We start from the raw sequence: 17,428 nt of genomic DNA on the forward strand, positions 1-17,428 counted from the left end.
ATACGGAAACCGCGGTTCGTGTCGACCTCGCGTCGCGAGGAGTGGGACGATGGGCGGGTGCCCGACAGACATACCCCCCCGAACCGCCTCTCGACCGCCCGTGCCGGGGGTCGCACGACGGGTCTGCGGCACGGCGCCGCGGTCGCCGCGTGCCTCGTCGTCGGCCTCGGCGGCGGTGCGGCGACGGCGGAGGTCTGGGACCTGGGCCGGGCGGCGGGCACCGCGGCTGTTCCCGCCACAGACGTCCGCGCGGAGCCGCCGGCCCCGGAGCGCGACGAGTCGGCGGCCGTGAGCCGGTCGTCCGTCGAGCGCGCGGGCGCCGTCGAGCAGGGCCCGGGCCTCCTCGGCCCGATCGCGCCGCGCCCGGACGCGATCACCGCGCCCGAGCCCACCCCCGCCCCCACGACGACGACGCCCGAGCCCCTCGCGGAGCCGGCACCCGTCGAGACGCCCGAGGCCCCGGTCGCGGAGCCCGGCTCCGGTCTGGTCGGGACGGTCGTCGTCGCGCCGGACCTCGGCGGTTCGCTCGTCGTCGTGCCGGGGGAGAGCCCCGCGCCCGGGACGGGCACCGTCCGCTCCGTCCGGGTCGAGGTCGAGGCCGGGCTGCCCGTCGACGGCGAGGTGTTCGCCGCCGCGGTGCTCGCGACGCTCAACGACCCGCGCGGCTGGTCGGTCCCCGACGGCGTGACGTTCTCGCGGACGGCGGCCGACGACGCGTCCATCCGGGTCGTGCTCGCGAGCCCCGCCACGACCGACCGCCTGTGCGCCCCGCTGGCGACCGAGAGCCGCTACTCGTGCGGCAACTCGGTGACGGGCGCCGCCGTGCTGAACTTCGAGCGGTGGGTGCTCGGGGCGCCCGACTTCGGCGACGACCTCGCCACGTACCGGCAGTACCTCGTCAACCACGAGGTCGGGCACGTGCTCGGCCACGGCCACGAGGACTGCCCCGCGCCGGGCGCCGTCGCCCCGGTCATGGTCCAGCAGTCCATCTCGGCCCAGGGCTGCCTGACCAACGGCTGGCCCGTCCCGTAACCCCCGGCCCCACGGCGCGCGCCCGCGCGGCGGTGTGGGTGGCGCGTGATGGGATCAGGTCCGTGCCCCGGACGACGACCGCCCCCCGCCTCGTCGCGCGGCCTCGCGAGCTCGAGGCCGACGCGGTGCTCGACGACTCCCAGCGCGCGGCGCTCGCCGCCGCGGCCGGCCCCGGGGCCACCCTCGTGGTGGGCGCATCCGGGACGGGCAAGACCCTCGTCGCGCAGGAGGTCGTGCTCGCGGCCCTGCGCGACGGCGTGGCGCCCGAGCGGGTGCTCCTCCTCGCGGCGTCGCGCCGCGCCGCCGCCGCGCTCCGTGACCGGCTTTCGGCCCGCGCGCGCCGCACGGTCGGCGCGCCTCTGGTGCGCACCGCCGCGTCCGCGGCCTTCGCCGTCCTGCGGGAGCGCGCGGCCGCGCTGGGCGAGCCCGTCCCCACGCTGATCTCCGGCCCGGAGCAGGACCTCGTGCTCGCCGAGCTCCTGGAGGGCCATCTCGACGGCGGCCTCGCGCACCTCGGCACCCCGCTCGCGCTGCCCGCGGGCCTGCCCGAGGAGGCGCTCGGCCTCCGGGGGCTGCGCCAGGAGCTCCGCGACCTCCTCATGCGCGCGGCGGAGCGCGGCCTGACCCCGGCCGACCTCGCCGCCCTCGGCGAGCGCTACGACCGCCCGGAGTGGTCGCTCGGCGCGCAGCTCTTCGCGGAGTACCTCGACGTCACCGCCCTGCGCACGGGCACGCCCGACGCCGGGTCGCGGTTCGACCCGGCGATCGTCGTCGACGAGGCCGCGGAGGCGCTGCTCGCCTGGGACGACGAGGTGCCCGACGCCGCCCGGCCGCGCTGGGACCTCGTCGTCGTCGACGACTACCAGGAGGCGACGGTCGCGACCGCGCGCCTCCTGCACGTGCTGCACGACGACGGCGCGCGCCTCGTGCTGCTCGGCGACCCCGACGCGGCGGTGCAGACGTTCCGCGGCGCGAGCCCGGGGCTCGTGGGCCGGGCGTCCGCCCCGGCCCGGCGGGACGGCGCGCGCCGGGGCGAGCTGGGCGCGCGCGTCGCCGTGCTGGGCACCGCCTGGCGCCAGAGCGCGCCGCTGCGCGAGGTGACGCGCCGCGTGACCGCGCAGGTCGGCACCGTCGCCGGGGCGGTGCACCGTGGCGCCGCGCCGCGGGACGTCGACGGGCGTCCGGGCGAGGCGGCCGACGTCGGCCCCGGCGTCCCGCCCGTGCAGGTCGCGGTGCTCTCGGCCGTCGCGCAGGAGGCCGCGTTCGTCGCCCGGGAGCTGCGCGCGGAGCACCTGCTGCACGGCACCCCCTGGCACCGGATGGCCGTCGTCGCGCGCACGGGGACGCGGCTCGCGGCGCTGCGCCGCGAGCTCGTCGCCGCCTCCGTCCCCGTGACGCTGCTCGGCTCCGACGTCCCGCTGCGCGACGAGCCGGCGGTCGCGCCGCTCCTCGCGGCCGTGCGCGTGTGCGTCGCCGACGCGGAGGACCCCGAGGCTCTCGACCCGTTCACCGCGGCGGCGCTGCTCACGTCGCCCGTGGGCGCGCTCGACGTCGTCGCGCTGCGCCGTCTGCGCCGGGCGCTGCGGGCCGAGGAGCTCGAGGGCGGGGGCGGGCGCTCGTCCGACGCGCTGCTCGTCGAGCTGCTCCTCGACCCGGCGCGCGCCGCGACGCTCCCGCCCACGGTGCGTCGCGGGCCGGTCGCGGTCGCGCGGGCGCTCGCGGCGGGGCGGGCTGCGGCGGCGGAGCCCGGCGCGACGGCGCAGACGGTCCTGTGGGCGGTGTGGGCCGCGACCGGTCTCGCGGAGCGCTGGCGCTCGGCGGCGCTCGACGGCGGCCCCGCCGGGGCGCGCGCGGACCGTGACCTCGACGCGGTGCTCGCGCTGTTCCGCGCCGCGGAGACGTTCGTCGACCGCATGCCGGGCGCGCCCGCCGGGGCGTTCGTCGAGTACCTCGCCTCGCAGGACCTGCCCGCCGACTCGCTCGCGGCGAGCGCCAGCGGGGCCGACGCCGTCGCGGCGCTCACCCCGGCCGGTGCGGCCGGGCGCGAGTGGGACGTCGTCGTGGTGGCGGGCGTCCAGGACGGCGTGTGGCCCGACCTCCGGCTGCGCGACTCGCTGCTCGGCTCGCAGGCGCTCGTCGAGCTCCTCGCCGGCCGCGCCCAGGACGCGCACGGGGTCGGTTCGCAGGCGCGAGCCCAGGTGCTCGCCGACGAGCTGCGGGCCTTCGTCGTCGCGACGTCGCGTGCGACGCGTCGCCTCGTCGTGACGGCCGTGCAGGACGCCGAGGAGGCGCCGTCGGTGTTCTGCGACCTCGTCGTGCCGCCGTCGGCGCCCGAGGGCCCCGACGGCACGGACGGTCCCGACGAGCGTGGTCCCCAGGACGGCCCGGACGTACCCGCGGCGGGTGCCGGTCCCGCACCCGTCGGCCCCGCACCTGTGGGCCGCGCACCCGTCGGCCCGGGGTCCGCGGACGGCGGGGGCGGGCAGGTCGAGCCGGCCGAGCCCGCCGAGCGGCGGCACGTGCGCGTCGGGGCGCCTCTCGACCTGCGCGGGCTGGTCGCCGCGGCCCGCGGCGTCCTCGTCGAGGCGGCTGCGCGCGAGGCCGGCGGCGCCGGGACGCCCGGGCCGGACGAGCGCGCCGTCGCGGCGGCGACGCTCCTGGCGGACCTCGGGGCGCTCGGCGTCGCGGAGGCCCGCCCGGAGACGTGGTACGGCGTGGCGGGCGTGTCGAGCACGGCGCCGCTGCGCGGTGCGGAGGAGACCGTCACGGTGTCGCCCTCGAAGGTCGAGACGGTCTCGACGTGCCCGCTGCGGTGGTCGCTCGAGGCGGCCGGCGGGACGGCGCCCGACGCGACGCACCAGAGCCTCGGCACGCTCGTCCACTCGATCGCCGAGACCCACCCGTCCGGGTCGCTCGCCGAGCTGCGCGCGGAGCTCGACCGCCGGTGGGCGGAGCTCGCGCTGCCCGACGGCTGGCCTGCGCGCCAGCTCCGGCGCCGGGCCGAGCGCATGGTCGAGAAGCTCGCGGCCTACGTCGCGCAGGCGGGCGAGCCGCTCCTCGTCGAGCCGTCGTTCGACGTCACCGTCGGCCGCGCCCGGCTGCGCGGCACGATCGACCGGGTCGAGGCAGCGGGGGAGGGCAAGGTCCGCGTCGTCGACCTCAAGACCGGTCGGCGCACCGCCACGAAGGCGGAGGGCGCGGAGCACCCCCAGCTCGGTGCCTACCAGCTCGCGGTCGAGGCGGGCGCGCTCGACGTGCCGGAGGGCACGCGCAGCGCGGGTGCGCAGCTCGTCTACGTCGGGAGCACCCACGTGGGCCCTGCCGTCGTGGCCCAGCCCGCGCTGGAGCCGGAGCCCGACGGGTCGAGCTGGGCGCGCGACCTCGTGGAGGAGGCCGCCGGCACCATGTCGGCGGCGACGTTCACGGCCCGCCAGAACGGGCTGTGCGAGATGTGCCCCGTGCGCCGGGCGTGCCCGGTGCAGCCCGAGGGCAGGAGGGTGGTGGCGTGAGCAGCGAGCTGTTCGAGCTCCCGGAGGCGGGCGCGAGCGGGCCGACGGTGCGTCTCGTCGCGGCCGACGGCCTCCCGGTCGAGAGCGCCGACGCCCCGGGCGACGGGCACCGGGCGGCGGAGGCGCCGCAGCCGACGCTCTCCGCGACGCGGATCGCCGACCTCCTCGGACGTCCTCGCCCGACCCCGGAGCAGGTCGAGGTGATCGAGGCGCCGCTCGAGCCGACGCTCGTCGTCGCCGGGGCCGGCTCGGGCAAGACGGAGACGATGGCGGCGCGCGTCGTCTGGCTCATCGCGAACGAGCTCGTCCCGCCGGACGCGGTGCTGGGCCTCACGTTCACGCGCAAGGCGGCGGGGGAGCTCGCGGAGCGCGTCCAGGTGCGGCTCGCCCAGCTCGCGCGCGCCCGGGGCGGGGCGGCGTCGGCGCTCTCGCTGCTCGACCGGCCGACCGTCGCGACGTACAACGCGTACGCCGCGTCGCTCGTCGGCGACCACGGGCTGCGCGTCGGCGTCGAGCCGGGGGCCCGCCTCCTCGGCGAGGCGCAGCAGTGGCAGCTCGCGTCCGAGGTCGTGGAGTCGTGGGACGACGACCTGGGCACCGACCGCGCGCTGAGCACGGTCGTCGCGGCGGTACTCGGCCTCTCCGGCGCGCTCGGCGAGCACCTCCTCGACCCCGCCGAGGCGCGGGACCGCCTGGCCGAGATCGTCGAGCAGCTCGACGCGCTCCCGCTCGGGCCGCGGCAGAAGGCCCGGACCAAGGAGGTCGAGAAGCTCGTCGGCGACGTCGCGGAACGGGTCCGCCTGCTCGACGTCGTCGCGGAGTACCGCCGCCGCAAGCGCGCAACCGACTCCCTCGACTTCGGCGACCAGGTGGCGCTCGCGGCGCGGCTCGCGCGCGAGGTGCCCGTGGTGGGGGAGACCGAGCGCGCCCGCTTCCGCGTCGTCCTCCTGGACGAGTACCAGGACACGTCGCACGCGCAGGTCGAGCTCCTCGCGGGGCTGTTCGGCGGCGGGCACCCCGTGACGGCCGTGGGCGACCCGCACCAGTCGATCTACGGGTGGCGCGGCGCGAGCGCGGGCGGCCTCGCGCGGTTCCCCGACCGCTTCCCGCGCGCGGGCGGCGACCGCTCGGCCGTGCGCTTCCTCTCGACGTCGTGGCGCAACGACGCCGCCGTCCTCGCGGCGGCGAACGTCACGGCCGGTCCGCTGCGCGGTGCCGTCGCCGGTGGCCGGGGCGACCGGGTCGAGGTGCCGCCGCTCGCGCTGCGTCCCGGCGCGGGCCCGGGCGCGGTGGCCGCGCACGTGGCGGCGACCGCCGAGGAGGAGGCCGCGGCCGTGGCCGAGCGCGTCGCCGCGCGTTGGCGCCCGGCGAGCGCGCCGGGCGGGCGCGTCACCGCGGCCGTGCTGTGCCGCAAGCGCAGCCAGTTCGCGGCGGTCGAGGTCGCGCTGCGGCGGCGCGGGCTCCCCGTGGAGGTCGTCGGCCTCGGCGGGCTGCTCACGACGCCCGAGGTCGTCGACGTCGTCGCGCTGCTCGAGGCCGTGCACGACCCCTCGCGCGGCGACGCGCTCGTGCGTCTCCTCATCGGGCCCCGGCTCAACCTCGGCGCCGCCGACCTGCACGCGCTCGGGAGCCGCGCGGCGGACCTCGCGCGGCTCGAGGGCGCGCTCGGCTCGCGCCGTCGTGCGCCCGCCGCGGAGGACGCCGAGTCGGGGCTCGTGGTCGTCGAGGGCGACGTGGCCGACCACCGCTCGATCGTCGACGCGCTCGACGACCTCCCGGACCCGGGCGAGCCGGCGGCGGACGGGCGCACGCTCTCCGCGGAGGGCCACGCGCGGCTCTCGGCGCTCTCCCGGACCCTGCGCGCGCTGCGCGGCCTCACCTACCTGTCGCTCCCGGAGCTCGTCGTCGAGGCGGAGCGCGCCCTGGGCCTCGACGTCGAGGCCGTGACGAACGAGGCGCTGCTCGCGTCGCGGCGGCTCGTCGACCCGGAGGCGGTGAGCGACCGGGCCCGCGAGCACCTCGACGCGTTCCGCGACGTCGCCGCGACGTTCACGCAGACGGCGGACGTCGTGACGCTCGGGGCGTTCCTCGCCTGGCTCGGGGTCGCCTCGACCCGGGAGAACGGGCTCGACCTGCCCGTGCGCGAGCCCGACCCGGACGCGGTGCAGGTCATCACCGCGCACGCCGCGAAGGGCCTCGAGTGGGACGTCGTCGTCGTGCCTGGGCTCGTGGACGGCGTGTTCCCGACCACTGCGCAGTCGTCGTCGGGGGTGCGCGCGGACAGCGGCTGGCTCACCGACGTGAGCCAGCTCCCGTACCCGCTGCGCGGCGACGCCGCCGACCTACCGGAGTTCCGCTTCGACCTCGCCGCGGACACGAAGGAGCTCGTGGCGCGGCGCGACGAGTTCCGCGCGGCGAGCGGGGAGCACCAGCTCGCCGAGGAGCGACGGCTCGCCTACGTGGCCTTCACGCGCGCGCGGCGCGAGCTGTACCTCACGGCGTCCTGGTGGCAGACGGGGTCGCGCCCGCGCGCGCTGTCGCCGTTCCTCGTCGAGCTCGTCGAGGCGGGGGTCGTGACGGCCGACGGGTGGTCGGCACCTCCCGGCCCCGACGACTCCAACCCGCTCGAGGACGTCGAGGTGACCGGGACGTGGCCCGTGCCCGACGACGCTCCCGGCGGGTCTGCGCGGTCCGTCCTGCGGGACACCGCGGCGGCCGTCGAGCGTGCGGCGGCCGAGCGTGCGGCAGCCGAGCGTGACGCGGCGGGACGTGACGCGGCGGGACGCGGCGCGGCGGACCGTGTCGCGCCCGCCGGGGCCGGGACGGTCGACGCCCTGCCCGGGCAGGGGGGCGTGGACGGCACGGGCGGCCCCGCCGGGCTCACGGCGCCCTCCGGGGTCCTCGTCGACGCCGAGGGGCGTGACCTCGTCGCGCTCGCGCGCGTCCTGCTCGCGGAGCGCGCCGAGCGTTCGGGCCGGGAGGTCGAGCTGCCGGCGCACGTCTCGGCGTCGAGCCTCGTGCGGCTCGCGGCGGACCGCGACGAGTACGCGCTCCACCTGCGCCGCCCGGTCCCGGTCGAGCCCACGGTCCACGCGCGCCGGGGCACCCGGTTCCACCTGTGGGCCGAGCGGTACTTCACGACGTCGTCCTTGCTCGACGTCGAGGACCTCCCCGGGGCGGACGACGACGACCTCGACCCCGACGCCGACCTCGAGACGCTCCAGCGGACGTTCCTGGCCTCGGAGTGGGCTACGCGCACGCCGGTCGCGGTCGAGGTCGACGTCGAGACGCCCGTCGGGTCGACGGTCCTGCGGTCGCGCATCGACGCGGTGTTCCCCGAGCTCCCGGAGCACGCGGGCGGCGCCCACGACGCCGTCGTGGTCGTCGACTGGAAGACGGGGCGTGCGCCGTCCGACCCGGAGGCGCGCAGCGTGCGCGAGGTGCAGCTCGCGGTCTACCGGCTCGCGTGGTCGCGCTGGACGGGGGTGCCGCTGGAGCAGGTGAACGCCGCGTTCTACTACGTCGCGTCCGACGAGACCGTGCGTCCGCGCCGCCTGCTGAGCGAGGCCGAGATCGAGGCGCTGCTGGTCGCCGACTGAGCCGGCGACGCCTCAGTCGTCGGCGTCCTGCGTCGCCTCGTCGAGGTCGGCCAGCATGTCGAGGGCGTCGGCGACCACGTCGTCGAGCCCGTTGCGCACGCCGTGCAGGAGCCAGCGCGCGAGCGCGAGCTCGCCGACGAGGAGCGCACGGTCCAGCAGGTGCTTGTCGGTGAGCTCGGTGCGGCGCAGCTGGTACGCCTCCATGATCGAGTCGACGGCCTCGGGCGGTGCCGAGACGAGCAGCCACGCGAGGTCGTCGGCGGGGTCCGCGACGCGCGCGCTCGCCCAGTCCGTCACAGCGACGACGCGTCCGCGGGCGACGAGCACCTGCTCCGGGCCCAGGTCGCCGTGCACGACGACCGGCTGGAACCGCCACAGCGAGACGTCCTCGAGCGCGGTCTCCCAGCGGCGCAGGAGCGTCGGCGGGACCTTGCCCGTGGCCGCGGCCTCGTCGAGCTCCGCCATGCGGCGCGCGCGGTACTCCTCGACCTCGTAGCCCGGCAGGCCGGCGTCGTCGACGATCGTGCGCGGCAGCTCGTGGACCGACGCGAGCACGCGGCCCAGGTCGGCCGCGAGGCCCGGTCCGGGCCGCAGGCTGTCGACGTCGAGCGGCTCGCCCTCGAGCGCCGGGTGCACGACGGCCCGCCCGCCCTCGGGCAGGAGCGCGGTGCCGCTGACGCGCGGCACGGCGAACGACAGCACCCCCGACTCGGCGTAGTGCTGCAACGAGCCCAGCAGCTCCGCCTCGGCCTCGAGCGCGGCGCCGGCCTGGAGGCTGCGGGGTGCGCGCACGGTCCAGCGGGCGCCGTCGGCGTCTGTGACGACGGCGGTGTCGTAGTCGCCCGGGTCCTCGACGGGTCGCGCGCTGCGGGCGTCCAGGCCGGGCACGGCGGCGGTCGCGAGCGCGGCGAGGGTCAACGGAGAGCGAGGCACGCGACCACGGTAGTCGGTCCCCGCACGCGCCCGGTCGACCCACGCCGTCCGACGCCGCACCCCGCCCGGCGGCGCCCGCGCAGGCGGGTGGCCCGGCCGGGGGTGGCCTACGGTCGGGGGGTGAGCACCCCTGCCGCCCGGCCGTCGTCGGGCACGAGCGACCCCGCCGCGGCCCCGGACCGACCCACGACCACGTCGACCGGCACCCCGACCGACACCGGGACCGGCACGGTCCCCGGGCCGGGCGCCCTGCCGCGCACCCCGCTGGACCACCTCCCGCTGCCGCTCGACGGCGCGTTCGTCGACCGCGCGGAGCACCGCCGCGCGGAGCCGGACCTCGTGCGCACGCTGCGGTCGCAGCCGACGACGCGCGTCCTGCTGGTCCACCGCGGCCGGCTCGCGCTCGGCGGCCCGGGCGCGGCGGACGGCGTCGCCCTCCTGGACCCGGCCGAGCTGCGCGACGTCGACCCGGCGACCGACGACGACCAGGGCCGCTGGCTCTTCCTCGGCGAGGGCGACGGCACGGCGTACCTCGCGCTCGTCCTGCCCGACGACGCCGACGCCGAGGAGGTCGACATCGAGGGCGTGGACGCCTCCGAGCCGTTCGCCGTGCTCGCGCGCGAGCGGACGTGGTCGGGGCTGCGGGACCTCGTCGGCGAGGTCGCGGCGCCCGTCGCGGGGCTCGCGACGGAGGCCGTCGCGCTCGCGGCGTGGCACGCGAACCACCCGCGGTGCCCGCGCTGCGGCGGCCGGACGACCGTCGAGAAGGGCGGCTGGACGCGCCGCTGCGTGGCCCAGGGCGTCGAGCTGTACCCGCGCACGGACCCGGCGGTCATCATGACGGTCGTGCACGGCGAGGGGTCCGACGAGCGCCTGCTGCTGGGGCACGCGGCGCACTGGCCGGAGCGGCGGTTCTCGACCCTCGCGGGCTACGTCGAGCCCGGGGAGTCGCTCGAGAACGCGGTGCGGCGGGAGGTCGCGGAGGAGGCGGGCGTCGTCGTCGGCGACGTGGCCTACCGGGGGAGCCAGCCGTGGCCGTTCCCCGCCTCGCTCATGCTCGGGTTCTCGGCGCGCGCGCTGACGACCGAGCTGCACGTGGACGGCGTCGAGCTCACCGACGCGCGCTGGTTCACGCGGGCCGAGCTCGCCGACGCCGTCCGGTCGGGCGAGGTGCTGCTGCCGGGCCGGTCGTCGATCGCGCGGGCGCTCGTCGAGGACTGGTTCGGCGCGCGCCTCGCCGACGACTGACAGCGGCTCAGGGCCGCTCAGAGCGGCGGGCGGCGAGGGGCGGCGCGACGCACCGCCGTCGGACGACCCCTGCTCGGGGACGCGGAAGGGCCCGGTCCGGACGTCCGGACCGGGCCCTCCCACGACCGCGTCAGGCGGCGAGGCGCTTCTTGACCTCCGCGAGGGACGGGTTCGTCGCGGCGGAGCCGTCCGGGAAGACGACGGTCGGCACGGTGCGGTTGCCGTCGTTGACGGACTCCACGAACTCGGCGGTGCCGGGCGTCTCCTCGATGTTGACCTCGGTGTAGCCGATGCCCTCGGAGTCGAGCTGCGTCTTGAGGCGGCGGCAGTACCCGCACCAGGTCGTCGAGTACATGACGATCGAGCCGGCGTCGGGAAGGGTCGGGGCGGTGCTCATCGAGGGCTCTCCTGCTGCGGTTCCGGGCGGCGCGTGCCGCGGGCGGTCGGGTCGTGACGGTAACACCGGGGGAGCGCGGGCTGTTCCCCGCCCGCGTGTCACCGGGGGCTGCGAGAATCGCGGGTGATGTCCACGCCACCGGTCTCACGCCCGCTCTCCCACCGCTCCGCCGACGAGATCCTCGACGCGCTCGACCCCGACCAGCGCGACGTCGCGGTCGCGCTGCGCGGGCCCGTGTGCGTGCTCGCCGGCGCGGGGACGGGCAAGACGCGCGCGATCACGCACCGCATCGCGTACGGGGTCCGCACGGGCGTGTACGTGCCGACGAGCGTGCTCGCCGTGACGTTCACGGCGCGCGCGGCGGGCGAGATGCGCACGCGGCTGCGCGAGCTCGGCGCGACGGGCGTCCAGGCGCGCACGTTCCACGCGGCCGCGCTGCGCCAGCTCGGCTACTTCTGGCCCAAGGTCGTCGGCGGGGCGCCGCCGCGCATCCTCGAGCACAAGGCGCCCGTCGTCGCGGAGTCGGCGCGGCGGCTCGGCGTCGGGGTGGACCGCGTCGCGGTGCGGGACCTGTCGTCCGAGATCGAGTGGGCCAAGGTCTCGCTCGTCACCGCCGACGACTACGTCCGGGCGTGCGAGGCGATCGACCGCGAACCCCCGGCCGGCTACGACCACCAGACCGTCGCGCGCCTCCTCACGGCCTACGAGGACGTGAAGACCGAGCGGTCGGTCATCGACTTCGAGGACGTGCTCCTCATGCTCGGCGACATGCTCGCGACACAGGGCACGGTGGCCGACGAGGTGCGGCGCCAGTACCGCCACTTCGTCGTCGACGAGTACCAGGACGTCTCGCCCCTGCAGCAGTTCGTGCTCGACCAGTGGCTCGGGGGGCGCGACGAGCTGTGCGTCGTCGGGGACCCGTCGCAGACGATCTACTCGTTCACCGGCGCGACGCCGCACCACCTCCTCACGTTCTCGCGCACGCACCCCAAGGCCCAGGTGATCCGCCTCGTGCGCGACTACCGCTCGACGCCGCAGGTGGTGAACCTCGCGAACCAGCTCCTCGCACGCGCGGGCCGTGCGGGCGGCGCGCACCAGGCGCTCGAGCTCGTCGCCCAGCGGCCGGCGGGGCCGCCCGTCGCCTTCACCGCGTACGACGACGACGAGGCGGAGGCGAGCGGGATCGCGCAGCGCATCGGGCGGCTCCTCGCCGCGGGCACGCGCGCGAGCGAGATCGCGGTGCTCTACCGGACCAACGCGCAGTCGGAGGCGTTCGAGTCGGCGCTCGCGGACGCGGGCATCGGCTACCTCGTGCGGGGCGGGGAGCGCTTCTTCCAGCGTAAGGAGGTCCGCGACGCGATCGTCCTGCTGCGCGGGGCGGCCCGCTCCGCCGACCCGGACGTCCCCATGCCGGAGACGGTGCGCGACGTCCTGGCCGCCGCGGGCTGGGCCCCCGCGCCGCCGGCCGCGCGCGGCGCGGCGCGGGAGCGCTGGGAGTCCACGCAGGCTCTCGTCGCGCTCGCCGACGACGTCGCCGGGCTCGCCGCGGCGTCCGACGCCCCGGCCCCGACCGTCGCGACCTTCGTCGCCGAGCTCGACGAGCGCGCCGCGGCCCAGCACGCCCCGACGGTCGAGGGAGTGACCCTGGCGTCGCTGCACGCGGCGAAGGGCCTGGAGTGGGACGCCGTCTTCCTCGCCGGGATGAGCGAGGGGCTCATGCCGATCTCCCTCGCGGAGACAGACGAGGCGGTCGCGGAGGAGCGCCGGCTGCTCTACGTCGGCATCACGCGGGCACGCGAGCACCTCGAGCTCTCGTTCGCGCGCTCGCGCAACCCCGGCGGCCGGGCGACGCGCCGGCGCACGCGGTTCCTCGACGGGCTCTGGCCCGACGAGCCGGGCGTGCGCGGGACGCGACGTGCGCGCGCGGGGCAGTCCAAGGTCCGGCTCACGGGGGAGTACGACCAGGCGCTGTTCGAGGAACTGCGCGAGTGGCGTCGCCAGGTCGCGCAGGAGACGGACAAGCCGGCGTTCACCGTGCTCGTGGACTCGGCGCTCGCGGCCGTCGCCGAGACGCGGCCGACGAGCCAGGCCGACCTCGCACGCATCAACGGTCTGGGGCCCGCGAAGATCGAGCGGTACGGGGCCACGATCCTCGAGATCGTGCGCCGCGCGGAGGGCTGACGAGCCCCCGTCCGTGCCTCTCGACGAGGGCCGGGTGAACTCGTCGAAGAATTTCTCGTAAATAAGTTGTGCCTCCTGTGAGGGGCGGCATATGGTCGACGAGTCCTGTTGGGAAGGGGCGCGCCGAGAGGCGGGCGCCTGATGGAGAGAGGGGGTGGGAGAGCTGATGAACAACCAGATCGCCATGGCGAACCTGCTGGATCACGCGTCCGCGTACACGGGCACGCCAGGAGAGCTCCGTCCGCGTGCCATCGCGCACCGCGGCGGCACCTTCATCGCCCGCCCCGCTCCCGACTCCGCCCCCAGGACGAACCCGGTCTGACCGACCGGAACCTTCCAGGCCGCGGAGTCCCTCTAGGACCCGCGGCCTTCGTGTTCTCCGAGCACGTCCGCCGATGAGGATCACCGGCCCCACCCGTCTCCACGAGACGGGGCCGCTGTCCTCAGGGTCCTGTGACGACGACGTTCACACCCACGACAGGACATCACTGGAGGACATCGTGCGGCTCACCGCGCTGCTCGACAACATCACCGCTCAGGGGGGATCCGGCCCCTGGGTCCCTCACCAACCGCTGGCCACGCCGCTCGGCGAGAACGACTCCGCGGAGTTCGACCGCCTTCTCGCGGGCCTGCTGCCCTGCCGCACCAACGACCCGGAGCTCTGGTTCGCCGAGCGCACCGCCGAGGTCGAGGAGGCCAAGGCCCTGTGCCGCACCTGCCCGCTCGTCGAGGGCTGCCTCGCCGGTGCGGTCGAGCGTCGCGAGCCCTGGGGCGTCTGGGGCGGCGAGGTCTTCGTGGACGGCGTCGTGGTCGCGCGCAAGCGCGGCCGCGGCCGTCCGAGCAAGGCCGAGGTGCTCGCCCGCGAGGCCGAGCGCCAGGCCCAGGAGGCCGCACGGACCGAGGCGTCAGTCGGCGCCTCGACGGCGGCCTGACATGGGCAGCGGCGCCCCGTCCGGGGGCGTGCGCGCCAGCTCGCCGCACCCGCAGCGCGGGTGGCGGCTCGACCCGCGCAGCCGCGGCACGGCATCGGGAGCAGGAATCTCGATGCAGGCCGTGGCTGCGCGGGGCACCAGCCCGTCCAGGGCTGCCAGGACCTGACCGAGCGCGACGGCCGCGGCCGACGCCGCGAGCAGCGTCTCCTCGCTCCGGTGCGCGGACGCCTCGCGCAGCTGTCGAGCGACCTGCGGCCAGCAGGGGTCCACGTCCGCGCGGTGCAGGTCCGCGCACGTCAGGCACGGGTCGAGCCCCGGCCGGACGAACGGCCCGACCACGACGTCGGCCTCGCGCACCACGACAGACAGGTGCGCGACCCCCGCACCCACCAACCTCCGGACCCGGACCGGGTCCGCGGCTCCGTGCTCGACCACGACGACGACGTCGGGCGCGGGGGCCCGCGCCTCCTCCGGCGTGACCGGGGTCGAGGTCGTCACGACGCCCGGAGCGACCTCCTCGACGATCCGCCGCACCGCGCCCTCGCGCGGCGACCCGACGTCCCGCAGCCGGTACGCCCCGCCCCCGACGTCCGTCGCGAGCACCGTGCCCGGGTCGTCGAGCACGAGCACGCCCACCCCCGCGGTCGCGAGGTGGACGGCGAGCGCGGCACCCACCCGGCCGAGCCCGACGATCCCGACCGTCGCCCGGGCGCGCGCCGCGAGGACGCGGTGCCCCGCGCCGTCGGGCAGCAGCGCCGACAGCACCGCGAGGTCCGCCGCGCCGTGGCCCGGGGCGGGCGACGCCGGCCGACGCCGGCGCGCCGCCACGAGGAGGTGCGCCTCGTCGAGCAGGCGGACGAGCGCGGCGCGGCGCGTGCGCTGCGCCGGGGAGCCCGGGACGTCGGGTGCGTCGCCGCGCCGCGCGGGCCCGGCGAGCGCGCGGAGCCAGCGCTCCTCGTCGGCGTCGAGCCCGGTGAGCCGCACCGACCACCGGGGGTCGGAGCCGACCTGCACCTCGCCGGGGCCCCGCCGCAGGAGCGGCGCCTCGGGTCGCAGCACGCGTCGTCGCTGCACGGCTCCTCCGTCCGTTCGTCGTCCGGGCGCCCGACCGGCCGCCCGCCGTCAGCCTGGCACGGCCCCGAGGCGCGCCGACGGTTGTCCACAGGCTCTTCGCGATGGTCCCGCGGGGAGGATTTCTTTGCCGTCGCCACAGGTCTCCACGTCGTCCGCTCGACCGAACGTCGCGGGAGAGCGCGCCACTCCGGGCGTGCCCCTGCCATTTCGTGGCGAGAACCACTACGGTCTGAGGCGTGGTCCGGGAGACGATCGTGGAGGTTCGGCGCAGCCGCCGACGCAAGAGCACGGTGAGCGCCTACCGCGACGGCGAGCGCACGATCGTCGCGATCCCGGCGCGGTTCACGCGCGCGCAGGAGCGCGAGTGGGTCCAGCGCATGCTCGACCGCCTCGCCGACTCCGAGCGTCGGCGGCGGCCGTCGGACGCCGAGCTGGCGCGCCGCGCCGTCGAGCTGTCCGACAAGTACCTGGACGGCCGCGCCCGCCCCACGAGCGTGCGGTGGGCGGGGAACCAGGACCGCCGCTGGGGCTCGTGCACGCTCATCGACGGCACGATCCGCATCTCGACGCGCGTCCGGGGGATGCCGTCCTGGGTCCTCGACTACGTGCTCCTGCACGAGCTCGCGCACCTGCTCCACGCCGGCCACGGCCCGGGGTTCTGGAAGCTCCTCGAGGCCTACCCGCGTACCGAGCGGGCACGAGGATTCCTGGAGGGCGTGTCGTTCTCGCGCGACGCGGACCTCGAGCCGGACGACGCGGACCTCGAGCCGGGCGACGTCGAGGCGGGGGACGGCGCCGCGGAAACCGCGGCACCGCCCGCGGACGCCGGGAACTGACGCCCAGGTCAGGTCAGCGCGGCGCGCCGCCCTGGCCGGTCGCCTCGCCCGTCCCGCCGTCGTCCGTCGGTCCGGCCGCGTCCGGGTCGTCCGCGGACCCGTCGGCGACCGGGGCGTCGTCGTCCGAGCCGTCGGCCGTCGCCTGCGCCGACTCGGTGGTGGGCGATCCCTCCGCGGCGCGGAAGATCTCCTCGAGCGCGCGGTCGACGTCGGCCTCCTCCGCACGGGTCGCGGCGCGCCGGCCCTCGTAGCCGGACGGGTCGTCGAGGTCGGTCCCGTCGGGGAGCAGGTCGGGGTGGTCCCACACCGCGTCGCGCGCACCCGCGCCGGACTGCGCCGCGATGAGCGCCCACAGGGCGGCCGCGTCGCGCGAGCGCCGCGGGCGCAGCTCGAGGCCGACGAGCGTCGCGAACGTGTGCTCCGCGGGCCCGCCCGCCGCCCGACGACGGCGCAGCATCTCGCGCAGCGGGACGGCGTGGGGCAGGTGGGGGAGCGCGGCGACGGCGGTCACCTCGTCGACCCAGCCCTCGACGAGCGCGAGCGTCGTCTCGAGGCGCAGCAGGGTCGCCTGCTGCTCGGGCGTGTTCTGCAGGCCGAAGACGCCGCCCGACAGCGCGCGCTGGAGCGCGTCGGTGTCCGCGAGGTCGACGTCCGCGAGCTGCGACTCGAGCGCGGAGAGGTCGATGGTGATGCCGCGCGCGTAGGCGTCGACGAGCCCGCGCAGGTGCCCGCGCAGCCACGACACGTGCGTGAACAGGCGCGCGTGGGCGGCCTCGCGCAGGGCGAGGAAGAGGCGGACCTCCTCGGCGGGGGCGTCGAGGCCCTCGGCGAACGCCGCGACGTTCGTGGGCAGGAGGACCGTCGCGGGCCGGTCGAGCAGCGGCAGCCCGACGTCGGTCGCGCCGAAGACCTCGCGCGAGAGCGTCCCGGCGGCCTGGCCCACCTGCATGCCGAACACCGCGGAGCCGAGGCGCCGCATGAGCGCGGCCGGGTCGCCCGCGGGCAGCCCGAGCGCACCGGCCGGCACGCCTGGCAGGGTGAACCCGACGCCCGGCAGGGCGGAGGTGTCGTCCCCCATGCCCTCGGGGAGCTGGTCGCGCAGGACCGTGGCGAGCGCGTCCGCGACGGACGCGGCGACCGGGGCGACGAGCTCGTTCCACGCGGGGAGCGTGTGCTCGACCCACTCGGACCGGCTCCACGCCTGGCTCTTCCCGCCCGACGGCGGCAGGTCGGTGACGGCGTCGAGCCAGAGCTCGGCGACGGACAGCGCCTCGGTGACCGCGCGCTGCTGCGCCGGCGAGATCGACGGGTCGCCCTCGGCGACGGCGACCTGGCGCGCGACGTCGTGCGAGACGTCGGTGTTGACCGGGCCGTCGCTCGGCGTCGAGAGCATGCGCTGCACCTGCGCGAGGACGTGCTGGAAGAGCTGCGGGTCGGCCGCGCCGCCCGCGGCGAGCGCCTGCGGGTCGAGCCCGCGGGCACGCAGCTCGCGCAGCGCCTCGTCGGCGTCGGGCCCGAGCATCGAGCGGAGCAGCTCCTCGAACCGCGGGTCGAAGGGCGTGTCGTCGTCCGGTCCGGGCGTGCGGTCGGGGGGAAGGCTGCTCATGGCGACTCCTCACGGTAGCGTCGGTGATCACCGTAACCACGATCGAGCGCCGAGAACGGGGGCTGGGCCATGTCCGAGGGC

Annotated in this window: 11 protein-coding genes and 1 pseudogene; 8 read left to right on the forward strand and 4 right to left on the reverse strand. The window is 77.3% G+C overall.

All coding sequences use genetic code 11. The features are described from left to right. Positions 1-57: 57 nt before the first annotated feature. From ACI769_RS00555 to ACI769_RS00565, 3 genes are all read left to right on the forward strand, one after another. On the forward strand, positions 58-1,032 hold the full coding sequence (locus ACI769_RS00555) for a DUF3152 domain-containing protein (RefSeq protein WP_085388336.1): 975 nt from the start codon (positions 58-60) through the stop codon (positions 1,030-1,032). Between the two features lie 62 nt (positions 1,033-1,094). Then, the gene (locus ACI769_RS00560; RefSeq protein WP_409141045.1) at positions 1,095-4,541 is read left to right on the forward strand and encodes a PD-(D/E)XK nuclease family protein; all 3,447 of its coding nucleotides are present in this window, start codon (positions 1,095-1,097) and stop codon (positions 4,539-4,541) included. Further along, on the forward strand, positions 4,538-8,140 hold the full coding sequence (locus ACI769_RS00565; RefSeq protein ID WP_409141046.1) for a UvrD-helicase domain-containing protein: 3,603 nt from the start codon (positions 4,538-4,540) through the stop codon (positions 8,138-8,140). Before ACI769_RS00560 ends, ACI769_RS00565 begins: the two co-directional genes overlap by 4 nt. Positions 8,141-8,152: 12 nt before the next feature. Here ACI769_RS00565 and ACI769_RS00570 read toward each other — a convergent pair whose 3' ends face one another. Beyond that, positions 8,153-9,073 carry a phosphotransferase gene (locus ACI769_RS00570; protein ID WP_085388334.1) on the reverse strand — a complete coding sequence of 307 codons (921 nt, stop codon included), beginning with the start codon at positions 9,071-9,073 and terminating at the stop codon, positions 8,153-8,155. 120 nt (positions 9,074-9,193) lie between these two features. Here ACI769_RS00570 and nudC point away from each other — a divergent pair, with 120 nt between their 5' ends. Next, a complete protein-coding gene (nudC, locus tag ACI769_RS00575; protein WP_232322608.1) occupies positions 9,194-10,321 on the forward strand; it encodes an NAD(+) diphosphatase in 1,128 nt (375 codons plus the stop codon). Positions 10,322-10,451: 130 nt separating this feature from the next. On the opposite strand, the gene ACI769_RS00580 is transcribed toward nudC, so the two are convergent. Continuing rightward, positions 10,452-10,718, reverse strand: a complete 267-nt coding sequence (locus ACI769_RS00580; RefSeq protein WP_076405151.1) for a mycoredoxin — start codon at positions 10,716-10,718, stop codon at positions 10,452-10,454. A gap of 126 nt (positions 10,719-10,844) precedes the next feature. Here ACI769_RS00580 and ACI769_RS00585 point away from each other — a divergent pair, with 126 nt between their 5' ends. The 3 genes and pseudogenes from ACI769_RS00585 to ACI769_RS00595 all read left to right on the forward strand — a co-directional run. Next, positions 10,845-12,899: an ATP-dependent helicase gene (locus tag ACI769_RS00585; RefSeq protein ID WP_409141047.1), complete on the forward strand. Its 2,055-nt coding sequence runs from the start codon at positions 10,845-10,847 to the stop codon at positions 12,897-12,899. Positions 12,900-13,053: 154 nt separating this feature from the next. Further along, a complete protein-coding gene (locus ACI769_RS00590) occupies positions 13,054-13,221 on the forward strand; it encodes a hypothetical protein (protein ID WP_257418475.1) in 168 nt (55 codons plus the stop codon). 250 nt (positions 13,222-13,471) lie between these two features. Next, positions 13,472-13,759: pseudogene (locus tag ACI769_RS00595) on the forward strand (WhiB family transcriptional regulator); the annotation flags it as partial. A gap of 45 nt (positions 13,760-13,804) precedes the next feature. Here ACI769_RS00595 and ACI769_RS00600 read toward each other — a convergent pair. Next, positions 13,805-14,905, reverse strand: coding sequence for a ThiF family adenylyltransferase (locus tag ACI769_RS00600; protein ID WP_085388331.1), 1,101 nt, complete (start codon positions 14,903-14,905; stop codon positions 13,805-13,807). A gap of 236 nt (positions 14,906-15,141) precedes the next feature. On the opposite strand from ACI769_RS00600, the gene ACI769_RS00605 reads away from it, so the two are divergent. Then, positions 15,142-15,741 (forward strand): YgjP-like metallopeptidase domain-containing protein, encoded by a 600-nt coding sequence (locus tag ACI769_RS00605; RefSeq protein WP_232322607.1) that lies wholly within the window; start codon positions 15,142-15,144, stop codon positions 15,739-15,741. A 13-nt stretch (positions 15,742-15,754) separates the two neighbouring features. Here ACI769_RS00605 and ACI769_RS00610 read toward each other — a convergent pair whose 3' ends face one another. Further along, positions 15,755-17,347, reverse strand: a complete 1,593-nt coding sequence (locus ACI769_RS00610) for a zinc-dependent metalloprotease (protein ID WP_085388330.1) — start codon at positions 17,345-17,347, stop codon at positions 15,755-15,757. Positions 17,348-17,428: the final 81 nt, after the last annotated feature.

This window comes from Cellulosimicrobium sp. RS, from assembly GCF_046159675.1.
GTDB classification, from domain to species: Bacteria; Actinomycetota; Actinomycetes; order Actinomycetales; family Cellulomonadaceae; genus Cellulosimicrobium; species Cellulosimicrobium funkei.